Raw genomic sequence first — 11,881 nt, forward strand, 5'->3', positions numbered from 1 at the left:
CGGCGCCGTAGGCATCACAGCAACCCCACCCACCCGCACACCCAACGGACCCAGAACATCAATATCCATCACGCCAAATCCCCTGTTCGTGAGTGCTCGAACGCCATCGGCGGTCGGTCCGAGAGTTACGGGACGGCAGACTCGTGAGGTTCGCGAGAACCAAACCAGACTCCCTGTTTTGAAAGAGTGCCATGTCGACCTCAAGCGCTCCTAGAGAGATTCAAGACGCGAAGGCGAGGGGGTAAGTCCTGTTAAATCCCCTCAATCGGTTCATACTTGACCGAAGAATCGACAAACCAAGCGCCCCGATTTCTATCTAGTCGACTTCGGCAACCATCCCGTAGCACCCCCACCGAGAGATCAACCGACCCCAGGGAGCCGAAAAACCAGCATCACGGTCCGTATCGCGGCAAGCACACAGGCCTCCTGCGCTTCGGCACGCCGCCTCTGACAGGAGTCACACCGGCCCCGGCAGATCCATGCGCGCGAGTTCGGCCGGGTCGACCACCGCGGTCATCTCGGTGATGCGCTCGTCGGCGACGGTAAAGACAAGGAGGGAGAGCGGGTTGCCGTCCTGGCCCCACGCAATAACGCCGGGACGGCCGTTGACGGTCACCGCATGCCCGCGAGCCGCCCTGCCGGCGATACGCGCACGGCTGGCGACTTCGGTGGCGCCGAGCGTGACGAACTGACCCTCCGGTGTGTGCACGGTGAACTTCACTTCCGGGTGGAGGACCTGCAGCAACTGCTCGAACCGCCCCTCGCCGGCAGCGGCCAGGAAGGCCTGGACGACCTCGCGTTGCCGTCGCCGGGTGCTCACCGCTCCCTGATCGCTCTGCACCGTCCTGACTTTCCTGCGGGCGCGGCTGGTGAGCATCTTGGTCGCGTCGGCGGATTTGCCGAGGATCGTGCCTATCTCCCCGTGGGGCACGGCGAACACGTCGTGCAGCACGAACGCGAGCCGCTCGTCCGGGCGCAGCGAGTCGAGGACGGTGAGGAGCGCGAGGCCGACGGAGTCCCCGAGCGCCACGAGCTCTTCCGGAGCGGGCGCCTCGTCGAGCGTCACGGTGAATTCGGGGAGTTGGTCGTCGAGGGCGACTTCGGGACGGGTCCGGCCGGACCGCAGGACATCAAGGCTGATCCGGCTGACCACGGTGGTCAGCCAGCCGCCCAGGTTGTCGATGGTGCCGTCGTCCTGGCGGGAGAGCCGCAGCCACGCCTCCTGGACCACGTCCTCCGCGTCGGCGTGCGACCCGAGCACGCGGTAGGCAACACCCCGGAGCCGGTCGCGGTGGGCCTCGAAGGCGTCGACGATCGGATCCGTGGGGCGGGGGGCGTCAGACATGTTGTTACCTCTCTGCGAGCTGCTCCGTCATAGGGGTGACGGGCAACAGCCCCGGAACGTAACCCCGATCCCCGATCAAGGAGAGCACTCCGCCCATGGAGAACCGCCTCAAGAACAAGAACGTGAACAACCCCGACCTGTGGACCGCGATCCAGCACCTCCACAAGGCGATCGCCGCCGGGGGCGTCGACCCGAAGCTGCTCGCACTGGTCCACCTGCGCGCCAGCCAGATCAACAGCTGCTCGGCGTGCGTCCACGCCGGTGTCACCGGCGGCAAGAAGGCCGGCGAGACCGACGAGCGGCTGCACAACGTGGCGGCGTGGCGCGAGGCCCCGTTCTACACCGACGCGGAGCGCGCGGCACTGGCCCTGGCCGAAGGCGCCACCCGGCTGCAGGACGGCGCGGAGGGCGTCACGGACGAGATCTGGGACGAGGTCAACGCCCATTTCACCGAGGAGGAGATCGGCGCGATCAACCTGGAGATCGCCCTGACCAACTTCTTCAACCGCCTCAACCGCACCGTGAATGAGCCGGCCGGCCGGACCTGGGGCTGACTGCGCCCGGCTGAACCCGCCCCGCACCGCCTCATCCGCCGGGACAGTCGTTGCTGCCGCTGTAGCAGGGCGAGTACCCCTCGCTGGGGGTGGGTGCGGGGCGCGGGTGGGTCTGGTCGTACTCGTGCTGGGAGAGTACGACCAGCACCGCGAACGTTGCGGCGGCCAGGAGTTGCAGCAGTGCCGTCCACCGTGCGCGGGCCAGCAGCGCGAGCGCGGTGAGGAGGAGGGTGCCGATGAGGAGGTGCTCCATCCACGCGATGCTCGCGAGCTGTGCGGCATCGATCCTCGCCTGGTCGTCCGGCGCGGCCCATATCTGCAGGCCGTGGCCGAGGCTTCCCGCCACGAATACGACGGCCTCGATCACAAGCAGCAGAAGCGCGGTACCAACGTCCTTGCGCAGTGGCGTTCTGGTTGAGCGAAGCCATCTTCGGTGAGGGCGGGGTTCCGGGAGCGCTTGTGTCATGGCCATACCTTGCCGGAGTGATCGCAAGGTGCGCATGAGTACGGGTGCGGCTTTCCCCGGCTTTCCCACGCATTCCCCGAATCCCCTCCACGTCGACGCGCCCGCCTGGTCGGGGAGGACATCAGGCGGGCGCGGACGGGAGGTGGATGTGCACTGCCAACGCTAGGCGGGAAGCTGGCCCAAGTCCCGTTCCTCGTACGGAACTTCGAGTTCAGCTGAAGCGGTGTTCGACTGGGCCGCGTACACCGCGACGAAGGCGGCGAGACCCAGTACGCCGCCGTCCGGGCCCAGGGCCGTGAGCGGCACGCTCTGGCCGAGGCCCCGGGAGAGTGTGCGGTGCGCTGCGAGCGACGCGGCCAGTAACTCGCCCGGCGGGCGGTGGGCGTGGTCCGCGTCGCCGCAGGCCATCGCGAGCGCCTCCGCCCAGGCACGGGAGGCGATTTCGTCCTGGCGCTGGCGCTGGTGCGGCGGTACTGGCTTCGGCTCGCAGTTCGGCATGGCTGCCTCCTCGGCGTCTCGCTGCTCGAACGTGACGTGTATACGCGCTCTTACTTGTGCCTTGCTCGTACGCCGGAGTCAGTGCCGGCGTCCGACCGCGGACGCGAGCCTGCGGGCCAGGTCGTCAGGGCCGGTGCCCGTCGCGTCGAGGACGACCGCGAGCGGCCGGTGGCCGTCCGCCGCCGCGAGGCGGGCGATGGCGCAGGCCGCGACGCCGTCACCGGAGAATCCGGCGAAGGCGAGGCCGCCGCGGGACCGGATGCGGGAGCCGAGGGCGTCGTACACGGCGCGTGCGGCGACATCGGCCCGGCTGCCGCCCGCAGGGACGGGGGCGAGCAGGAGAAGTTCCTCGGGGCCCGGGTAGGCGTGGGCGAGTTGGTCGTAGAAGGCGCGGGAGGTGCCCGGTGCCTGCAGCAGGCCGACGGCGCCCGCGTCCGCGTGGGCCGGGTGGCGCAGCACCGTCGGCAGAGGACCGCTCTCCTCGGGTTCGGCCTGCACCGGGCCGACGGCGGCGCCGCCGCCCATGTGGGTCAGCAGGGCGAGGACCTCGCCGAGGGTGGTGTGCTGCCCTGATCCGCGCGGGAGTTCGCGCAGCAGCAGTGCGGCGTAGGCGAGGAGTTCGGTGATTTCCGGGAGCCGTGCCTGGTCGTAGGAGGCGGTGAGGACCAGGCTGCCGCTCCGGTCGTGGTGGGCGATCAGCGTGACCGGGAAGCCGGTGCGGGCGCCGAGCGTCTGCGGCGGCTCCACCTGGATGCCGGCCGCGGCAAGGTCGGCGTCCAGCTCGGTCATGGCTCGTGGCGAAGCCTCGAAGGTGAGCAGGGTGTCCGCGGGCGGGCGCGGGCCGCCGGTCCAGGCGTGGATCTGGCTCGCCGCAACCCATTCGTACGCGGCCTGGTCGAGACAGCGGTCGCGCAGGTCGGCGATCAGTTGCGGCACGGTGGCCCCGGGGTCCACGAGCACGGTCTGCGGCAGCGGTCCTGACAGTGCGCCGGGGGTGCGCTCCACTCCCTCGAAGGAGATGCTCCGGCCCGCGGCAGTGGCGGCGAACCGCACGTGTGCGGGGCCCTCGGCGCGCCCCGCGCGGTACAGGAGCAGCGCCCACACGGCCTGCAGGGCGGTGGACTCGCCACCGCCCCAGGTGGCGGCCCAGTTGGCGAGCGCCGCGGTCTCCTCCTTGGTCAGGCGGAGCCTGGAGCGGCCCTCGGCGCGGCTGCCGGTGTCGGTGAAGAGCGGCGGTACGGCCACCAGGCCGTCGCCGGTGTCGGCGCTGGTGAAGAAGTCCTCGGCGGCAGCGGTGTCCTGCTGGGCGAGCCAGGGCACGTAGTCGGTCATGTCGGGTCGCCGCTCCCCGCCGGGCAGTTCGCCGCCGGCGAGATAGGCACGGTAGAACTCGCGGACCAGGAGCCGTACGGACCAGCTGTCGAGCAGGGCGTGGTGGTAGGTGAGCAGCACACGGGCGGGTGTCGCGGGCGCGTGGCTCAGCTGCCCGCCGCCGAGCAGGGTGATGCGCAGCGGGGCCGGGCGGCGCGGGTCGATGCCGCGGCGCCGGTCGGCCTCGACGAGGGAGTGCCACTCGGCGGTGCCGTGCGGCAGCCGTACGACCTCGGGTTCGGCGTGATCGTGCACGACGAGGCCGGGCTGCGGCCGGTCGTCGAAGGTGGTGCGCAGCACGGACTCGTGGGCGACCACCGAATGCCAGGCGGCCGTGAACCGCGCCGCGTCGAGCGGACCGCGCCAGTCCCAGGCCGCCTGTTCGACCTGGCGGCCCGGGTCGGGATGCGCGTCGGCGTCCGCGAGGAGGTCGCGCTGCAGCGGCGTCGCGGGCAGGCGGCGGGTCATGACAGAGCCGCGCCCGGCATGGGTGAGCAGGTCGGCGAGGGCGCCGAGGGGGAATTCGGAGCGCTCGTCGTCCTCGGCGTCCGTGAAGCGCAGGGTGTGCTGACCGGGGCCCCGGCTCACGAAGTCGGCCGTCCAGGCGGGCGCGTCGGGATGGCAGGTGGCGATGCTGTCGAGCGCGGCCTCGATGTGGGTGCTCTCGATCGGCCCGTGCAGGCGGAGTACGGGCAGCGCGCCGGGGCCGAGCTCCACGACGACGGTGATCGGCTCACCCTGCGGCAGACGTGCGAAGCGGCTAGTGGTCATCGGCAGTCGGGGCACGCGCCGATGAAGCCCCCTCCCCCCTCCTCAAGAGGCGCTGTCCCAGCATGCAGAGGGCCAGTGACAAACCACTGACACGGTCCTGACATGCCGCTCGACTCGCCTGCGTGTCCGGGCGAAAGGCCAGCTCAGGCAGGTCCCGGGGGGACGGTACACGGCCTGGGGGGGGTGCGTCCCGCGGGGGCTTCGTGACAAGTGGGAGTACCGGCGGATTCCGGCCGCTCCAGGGAATCCAAACTCGGCCCGGACCGTCTCTGAGGTGAAATTCGAGCGGTCTTCGAATACTCCTCAAGCTCTCCCGCCGACGGTGGAGTCCAGTCGATCCGTCTCGACCGCCCCAAGGAGACCGTGATGCCCGAGATGCCTGAAGTATCTGGGAAGCGTGTGCACCGTCTGCGGCACTCGGTCGAGGTCGCCGCACCGGCCGGAGCGGTTTTCGCCCTGCTCGCGGACACCGCGCGCAGGCCGCTGTTCAGCCCGCACGTCGTGCACGTGGAGCGACTCGACTTCGACGGGGTCCGCGAGCGCCTGCGCGTATGGGAGAGCGCGGGCGGTCGGATCAGGTCCTCGCTCCTGGTGCGGGTGCAGCATCCGCACGAACGGCGTATCGAATTCACGCAGGTGGGGTGCGAGTCGCCGGTCGGGTCGATGAGCGGCGAGTGGACCGTCGAGGAGGGCGCGGACGGACGCAGCGTGGTGACGGTCGCCCACGAGTTCACCGTCGTGGGCGACCGGGCCGACAACGCGGCCGGGGAGCGGGAGCGCCTCGTCACCGGGGACGGCGCCAGGGCGGAGCTGGAGAGCCTGCGCCGTATCGCCGAGAGCCGGGCCGGTCTCGACGACCTGGTGCTCTTTGTCGAGGAGTCGGTGCGGATCAACGGTCCGGGCGAGCTGCTCTACGACTTCCTGTACCGGGCCGCGGACTGGCCCGGCCTCCTGCCGCACCTGCGGCGCCTCCAGCTGACCGAGCCCTCGCCGGGGGTGCAGATCCTGGACTACGACGTCCAGTTGCCCGACGGGCCGGTGCGCACGGAGGGTGCGGTCCGGCTGTGCTTCCCGCACGCCGGGCGGATCGTCTTCAAGCAGACCGTGCCGGCCGGGCCGGTGGCCGCGCACACCGGCGAGTGGTCGGTGCTGCCCGACGAGCACGGGGTGCGCGTGGTCGCCCGGCACACGGTGCTGCTCGACGAGAGCGCGGTGCGGGCTGCTCTTCCCGCGTCGGAGAGGTCCGCCACGTCGGGGAAGTCCGCCACGTCGGAGAGGTCCGCCACGGAACCGGCGTCGCCGTCCGTCCTCGAGCTGGCCCGCCGCCGCGTGCGGCAGGCCATCGGGCGTACGTCACTCGCGATCCTCGAACTGGCGGGTCAGCACGCGGAGTCGTCGGTACGGACCCTGCCGCGGCGGGCGGCGGCGGCCGCGAGCTCCCTGCCGTAAGACCCGGGAACGGACGTCAGGCGGCGTAGAGGTCGAAGGTCGAGGTGCGGCGCGCGCCCGCCACCACGTCGAGCGCGGGGTCCACGGTGAGCATCATCTGGTGCACGCGCTGGAGCTGCGGCGAGGGCTCCACGCCGAGCTCGTCGATGAGCCGCGCGCGCAGCCTGCGGTACACGTCGAGTGCCGTCGCCTGCCGTCCGGAGCGGTACAGGGCGAGCATCGCCTGCGAGTGCAGCCCTTCGTGCTGCGGATGACGGGCGATCAGATCGGTGAGCTCGGCGATGAGTTCACCGTGCCGGCCGAGCCGCAGATCGGCGTCGATACGCCGCTCGACGGTGACCAGGCGGGACTCGTTGAGCCGCATGATCTCGATGGAGAGGATCGAACCGGCGCGTACGTCGACGAGGGCGGGCCCGTTCCACATGTCGAGGGCGCCCCGCAGGAGCGTGGACGCCTGGCCGTCCTCGCCCTCCTCGAAGGCCCGCCGGCCGTCCGTGACGAGCTGCTCGTAGCGGTGCAGGTCCACCGAGTCGGCCGACATCTGCAGCACATAGCCGCCGTGCCGGGTCGCGAGGATCTCCTTGGCGTTGCCGGGCGCGTCGGGCCCCATCGCGGTGCCGAGGCGACGGCGGAGCTGGAGCACGTACGTCTGCAGCGTGGTCATGGCGCTCTGCGGCATCTCGGTGCCCCACAGCTCCTCCATGAGCGTGGCCACCGGCACGATCCGGCCCGGATAGAACGCGAACAGGGCGAGGAGCTGACGCGGCTTGCTCGCCGTGGGCACTATCGAGACACCGTTGACGGCCGCGTTCAGTGGTCCCAGGACCTGAATCTCCACGGTTTCCTCCCGTACCCCATCGAGTGGTGGCCGTGCCGTTGACCCATCGATTGGCGGCCTTGGTGTTTGGCACGTTAGACCTGCTTCCGGCCGTCGCCCCCGCCGCTCCCCCATACCTGGATCAGCCCTCAAGCAGGTCTCCAAGGGGGGTAGTCCGGGCGTAGGAGACAAGACTTGAGAATGCGTCGAGAATGCGTGCAGAGCGGTTCAAAGCTCACTCGTGCGGGCGGCCGCGCGGACCGCGAGACGGCTACCGTGACGCATTCACTGCCCCTCTCGGTCCGGGACCGCTGGTCATCGGGCCGGACGCCGGAGTGTCTCGTCGATGGAGTCGCCATGCTGAAGGCGGAAGAGCCGGAGCTGCGCCTGTTCGTGTTCCACCACTCCGGTGGTTCACAACTCTCGTACCGCGACTGGCCGGCCCGATTCCCGGCCGGCTGGGACGTGCGGATACCCGACGCTCCGGGCCGCGGACCACGCGACGACCGTCCCGCACTCTCCGACGCGGGCGCCCTGCTCGACCACTACCTGGACGAGCTGGACAGCGAACTCACGGGCCGCTTCGCGTTCTTCGGGCACAGCATGGGCGGTCTCGTCGCGTACGAATTCACCCGTCGGCTCCTCGACCTGGGGCGCACGCCGCCGGTCTGGCTCGGCGTGTCCGCGCACGGCACGGTGCACCCCGAGGGGGACGGCGCGTGCAGGCACCTGCTCTCCGACGCGGAGCTGCGCGAGGAGCTCGCGGCGATGGGCGGTACGCCGCCCTCGGTCCTCTACCACCCCGAGCTGTGGGACCTGCTCGCGCCGACCGTCCGCGCGGACCTGCGCATCAGCGAGACCTGGCGCACCACGCCCCTCACCGCTCCGCTGCCGGTACCCCTCTCGGTGTTCGGCGGCACCCGGGACCAGGTGGCGCCCCCGCACCGCATGGAGGGCTGGTCCTCCGTCTCCGAGCACTTCCTGGGCCAGCACCTCTTCGAGGGCGGCCACTTCTACTTCCAGGACCGGCTTCCGGCGGTCGCCGGGCGGATCCAGGACGACGTACGACAAGCCCTGCTCCTGGCCCGGGCGCCCTCCGCGGTCACGCCATGACCGTCCTGGACCTCGCCGCGCCGGCTCCGGTGCGCGGCGGGGTGACCGAATTCCGGCTGCTCGGCCCGGTGGTCGTGCACGACGGGGAGACCGGGGCGGGCATCGTGCCGCCGGGGCCCAAGCAGCGGGCGCTGCTCGCGACTCTGGTCCTCCACGCGGGCGAACTCCTCTCCGTGGACCGCCTGGTGGAGGAGTTGTGGGGCGACCGGCGGCCGGCCAACGCGCCGAACGCCCTGCAGGCCCATGTCGCCCGGCTGCGCAGGATGCTGCCCGCGCCGGGCCACGAGTGGATCAGCACCCTGCCGACCGGATATCTGCTGACCCTGGGGCACGCCTCGACCGACGTGGCGCGCTTCGCGCGGCTGTCCGGACAGGGCAGGGCGGCGGTGCCCGGGGATCCGCGGTACGCGACGGAAATCCTGGGCCGCGCCCTGTCGTTGTGGCAGGGCCCGGCCCTCCAGGACTGCCGCCGCGGCCCCATCTGCTCGGCCGAGGCGGACCGCCTCGAGGAGCAGCGCCTGATCACTCTGGAAGCGCTGTACGAGGCGAGCCTGAGCTGTGGCAGATACGCCGAGGTCGTCTCCGGCCTGGAGCGCCTCACCGCCGACCATCCGCTGCGCGAGCGCTTCTACGATCTGCTGATGGTCGCCCTGTACCGGGGCGGCCGGCAGGCGGAGGCCCTGGGTGTCTACGAGCGCGCCCGCCGCAACCTGGTCACGGTCCTGGGCGTGGAGCCGGGCCCGGCGCTGCGTGCCCGCATGGAGGCGGTCCTCAACCAGTCCCCCGCGCTGGCGGCGCCGCGCCCGCGCGATCCGGACCTGGCGGCGGAGGTGGCGCAGCTGCGGGTGCGGGTCGAGCAACTGGCTCTGGGACAGGCGGACTTGCTCCGGATGGTTCAGGAGGAACACGGGGGGCGGTAGGGCCGGGCAGCCCCTTCCGCTCATGTCCCCGGGCGGGATCAGCCCGAGAGCAGCAGGACGAGAATCACCGCCAGACAGTAGACGGCGACCGCGGTTGCGGCCGCCCGTGCGCGCGGCGCGGACACCGGGGCCGCCGCCTCGACCGGCCGGAGCGCGGGGTCGGCCGCCAACGCGCGGATCCCGTCCACCGCGGCCCGGGCCTGCGGCCGCCGGGGCAGCAATTCGGCAAGCCAACGCGCGGGCAGGACACCGTAGACCTCCACGAATCGATCGGTGGCGTAGTGGACCTTGAACCCACGGGTCTCGATGCTGACACTGCGAAACCTGTCCCACGGCACGTCATGCGCGCTGAACACACCGGTGACCCGGAGCCCGTCACGGTCGGCCACGACCTGCCAGTTCAGCAGGGTGACGACGGGCAGGACCGACACCGCCACGAGCAGGGCGAGGCCATGGAGGTATCTGGATTCGGCCTCGTACAGCCGAAGGCCGATGACCACGAGCGGCAGCACGGCCAGGTACCCCAGCACGATCGCACGTACAACTCCCCCGGCCCGCCACCGGACCGGCGCCGCACCTGTCTCCCATGTCCCGGCCGCCGGCTCCGCGCGGTACTGGGGCCGTACGGGCCGCATGGTGTGCCCGAATTTCCCGTCCACCAGAAAGCCCAGCTCGCCTCCGGCGCAGGGGGCTCCGTACAACACCGCCTCGCGCAGGATGCCGTCCATGGGAAGAGTGGCGCGGCAGGAGAAGACCGGCACCTCGCCCGCGGTGTCGTCCACGGCGAAGACCTCGGTGCGCCGGTCGTCCGCACCGGTGCCCGTGCGCAGAAGCACCCGGAGCACGGGCACCGGCCCCCGGCGCAGGACTGCGAGCCCGTGCCATCCCAGCAGACCGGCTCCGCCCCAGTTGAACCCCACCACCAGGGCGGGGAGCGCGACGTACTGCCACTCGTACGCGCTCGTCACTGTCGACAGCAGGAGAGCGATCAGCGCGAACCCGAGCACCGGGGCGCCGCAACCGAGGTCCGCCCCGCCGCGACCGGTGGTGTCGGCGCCCTGCGGCAACGCCCTTCGTACGGAACCGGCCGCGTCGCTCGCGAGCACCCGCTGCCTGCGCGCGACCCGAAGCCGGTGCAGACAACCGAGCAACGCGTACCCGGCGGCCAGGGCAACGGCAGCACGAGACGCCACGGAGATCTGAGGTTGCAGCACGACACCGAGGGCAACCAGCGGCAGCGCGGCAGCCGCCGGCAAGGGCGAGCGCCAGAGCCAGCGGAGCACGACCACCGCCACGAGCCCGAGATGCGCGGTGACCCACCACCGGGGTTCGCACGAACCAAGCCGACCGCAGAGATACGCGTCCATGGGAGGGGTGCCCATCGCCACGGCAAGCGCGCAGACCAGCAGCACGACAGCGGGCAGCGGGTGCGCCCACCGGGCGGGCCGGACGCGAAGCCATGCCCCGGCATCCGCAGACTTCCAATCGGCGGCACCTGCCGGAACATCCTCCCGCGGCAGCGGAACGGGATTCTCGATCACGCCCGATATTCCGGCCACCGACATGTCCCGCCACCCCTCTGCGGCGCGACGGAACGGTGAACACCAGGGCACGGCTCGATGCCGGCGGTTCCTCAACCGGCGGTTCCTCAGCCGGTGGTGGGCTGTCCCGGCTGGATGGTGTGGACGACGGGGTCAGGTGCGGGGGCGAGGGTTTCGGTGGCGACTGCCGCGAGGCGGGCGGGTGCCGCGCCACTGTGCAGAGCACTGACGTATGCGACTACCTCCGCATACGCAAGCGCCGGGACCTTCTGTCGCAACAGGCGCATGGCCGCCATCCGCCCGCGAGTTGCTGTCGCCTGCCTCAGCTCGTCGTGCAGGTCGTCGACCGCTGTGCGCGTCGTGATCCCGCGGATGCGGGTCCGGTAGTCCGCTTCCCATTCACCGGAGACCAGGGAGAGCACCCCTGTCCAGTGCAGCCCGCCGTCCACGCGATCGACGAGATACGTCTCGTTGCCCACCAGCATCTGCGAGAAGTCTCCTGTCCGCGCATACTCCGCGGACTGGTAGGAGACGATCCACACCAGTTCGTGCTCCTCGACATAGGTCGCGAACGACTGCTCCGGCGACTCACGCGCCAGCTGCGCCTCCACCAGCCGGACTGCGTATTCACGATCGACCATCGAGGCAGCATCCCCCGGCCGTGAGGGATCGACCAACCGTTTTCATCCATGCCTCGGACATGGCGGACATGCCTCGGAGGCTGTGCCGAAGCGGGGCCCGGCCTGGCGCAGCAAAACGCCCCGCCCTCCCGAAACGACCTCAGGCCTTTCGGGGTTGGGCGGGGCGGTGACCGTCAGTGTGCCGGGGTCGCCGGTCGCGGGCATCAGCCGACTCGGGCGAGTCGATCCCGTGCACCGGCGTTCGCGGCCTCGGACCGTGCGCCGTGGGGGGTGGGTTCGGAGGTCTTGAGGATGGCCTGCTGCAGGCGGCGCAGTTCCGGTGAGGGCTCAAGGCCCAGGTCGCGTACCAGGGCCTGGCGCAGTCGCTGGTAGACGCTCAGCGCCTCACCCCGGCG

Annotated in this window: 12 protein-coding genes; 4 read left to right on the top strand and 8 right to left on the bottom strand. The window is 71.1% G+C overall.

Annotated elements, in window-relative coordinates; translation table 11 throughout:
• Window positions 1-457 precede the first annotated feature (457 nt).
• Window positions 458-1,345 (bottom strand): sigma-70 family RNA polymerase sigma factor, encoded by an 888-nt coding sequence (locus ACWFR3_RS45360; protein WP_453740582.1) that lies wholly within the window; start codon window positions 1,343-1,345, stop codon window positions 458-460.
• 95 nt (window positions 1,346-1,440) lie between these two features.
• Between ACWFR3_RS45360 and ACWFR3_RS45365 the strand changes: the two genes are divergently transcribed.
• A complete protein-coding gene (locus ACWFR3_RS45365) occupies window positions 1,441-1,899 on the top strand; it encodes a carboxymuconolactone decarboxylase family protein (protein ID WP_453740583.1) in 459 nt (152 codons plus the stop codon).
• A gap of 31 nt (window positions 1,900-1,930) precedes the next feature.
• On the opposite strand, the gene ACWFR3_RS45370 is transcribed toward ACWFR3_RS45365, so the two are convergent.
• From ACWFR3_RS45370 to ACWFR3_RS45380, 3 genes are all read right to left on the bottom strand, one after another.
• The gene (locus tag ACWFR3_RS45370) at window positions 1,931-2,401 is read right to left on the bottom strand and encodes a DUF6234 family protein (RefSeq protein ID WP_453740584.1); all 471 of its coding nucleotides are present in this window, start codon (window positions 2,399-2,401) and stop codon (window positions 1,931-1,933) included.
• Window positions 2,402-2,527: 126 nt separating this feature from the next.
• Window positions 2,528-2,863, bottom strand: coding sequence for a hypothetical protein (locus ACWFR3_RS45375; RefSeq protein WP_453740585.1), 336 nt, complete (start codon window positions 2,861-2,863; stop codon window positions 2,528-2,530).
• Between the two features lie 78 nt (window positions 2,864-2,941).
• Entirely contained in the window at window positions 2,942-5,020 is a 2,079-nt protein-coding gene (locus ACWFR3_RS45380; RefSeq protein WP_453740586.1) for a condensation domain-containing protein, read from the bottom strand.
• Window positions 5,021-5,371: 351 nt separating this feature from the next.
• Between ACWFR3_RS45380 and ACWFR3_RS45385 the strand changes: the two genes are divergently transcribed.
• A complete protein-coding gene (locus ACWFR3_RS45385; RefSeq protein WP_453740587.1) occupies window positions 5,372-6,454 on the top strand; it encodes an aromatase/cyclase in 1,083 nt (360 codons plus the stop codon).
• A gap of 16 nt (window positions 6,455-6,470) precedes the next feature.
• Here the strand turns inward: ACWFR3_RS45385 and ACWFR3_RS45390 are convergent, their stop codons facing one another.
• Window positions 6,471-7,292 (bottom strand): AfsR/SARP family transcriptional regulator, encoded by an 822-nt coding sequence (locus ACWFR3_RS45390; RefSeq protein ID WP_453740588.1) that lies wholly within the window; start codon window positions 7,290-7,292, stop codon window positions 6,471-6,473.
• A 336-nt stretch (window positions 7,293-7,628) separates the two neighbouring features.
• On the opposite strand from ACWFR3_RS45390, the gene ACWFR3_RS45395 reads away from it, so the two are divergent.
• Window positions 7,629-8,384, top strand: coding sequence for a thioesterase II family protein (locus ACWFR3_RS45395; RefSeq protein ID WP_453740589.1), 756 nt, complete (start codon window positions 7,629-7,631; stop codon window positions 8,382-8,384).
• On the top strand, window positions 8,381-9,304 hold the full coding sequence (locus ACWFR3_RS45400; RefSeq protein WP_453740590.1) for an AfsR/SARP family transcriptional regulator: 924 nt from the start codon (window positions 8,381-8,383) through the stop codon (window positions 9,302-9,304). The genes ACWFR3_RS45395 and ACWFR3_RS45400 overlap by 4 nt, the downstream gene beginning before the upstream one ends.
• A 38-nt stretch (window positions 9,305-9,342) precedes the next feature.
• Here the strand turns inward: ACWFR3_RS45400 and ACWFR3_RS45405 are convergent, their stop codons facing one another.
• The 3 genes from ACWFR3_RS45405 to ACWFR3_RS45415 all read right to left on the bottom strand — a co-directional run.
• Window positions 9,343-10,869: a hypothetical protein gene (locus ACWFR3_RS45405; protein WP_453740591.1), complete on the bottom strand. Its 1,527-nt coding sequence runs from the start codon at window positions 10,867-10,869 to the stop codon at window positions 9,343-9,345.
• 83 nt (window positions 10,870-10,952) lie between these two features.
• Complete coding sequence (locus ACWFR3_RS45410; protein ID WP_453740592.1) at window positions 10,953-11,486, bottom strand: YrhB domain-containing protein; 534 nt, start codon at window positions 11,484-11,486, stop codon at window positions 10,953-10,955.
• A gap of 203 nt (window positions 11,487-11,689) precedes the next feature.
• A partial coding sequence (locus ACWFR3_RS45415) for a BTAD domain-containing putative transcriptional regulator (RefSeq protein WP_453740593.1) occupies window positions 11,690-11,881 on the bottom strand: 192 nt, incomplete at its 5' end.

This window comes from Streptomyces sp. NPDC055189, from assembly GCF_053606765.1.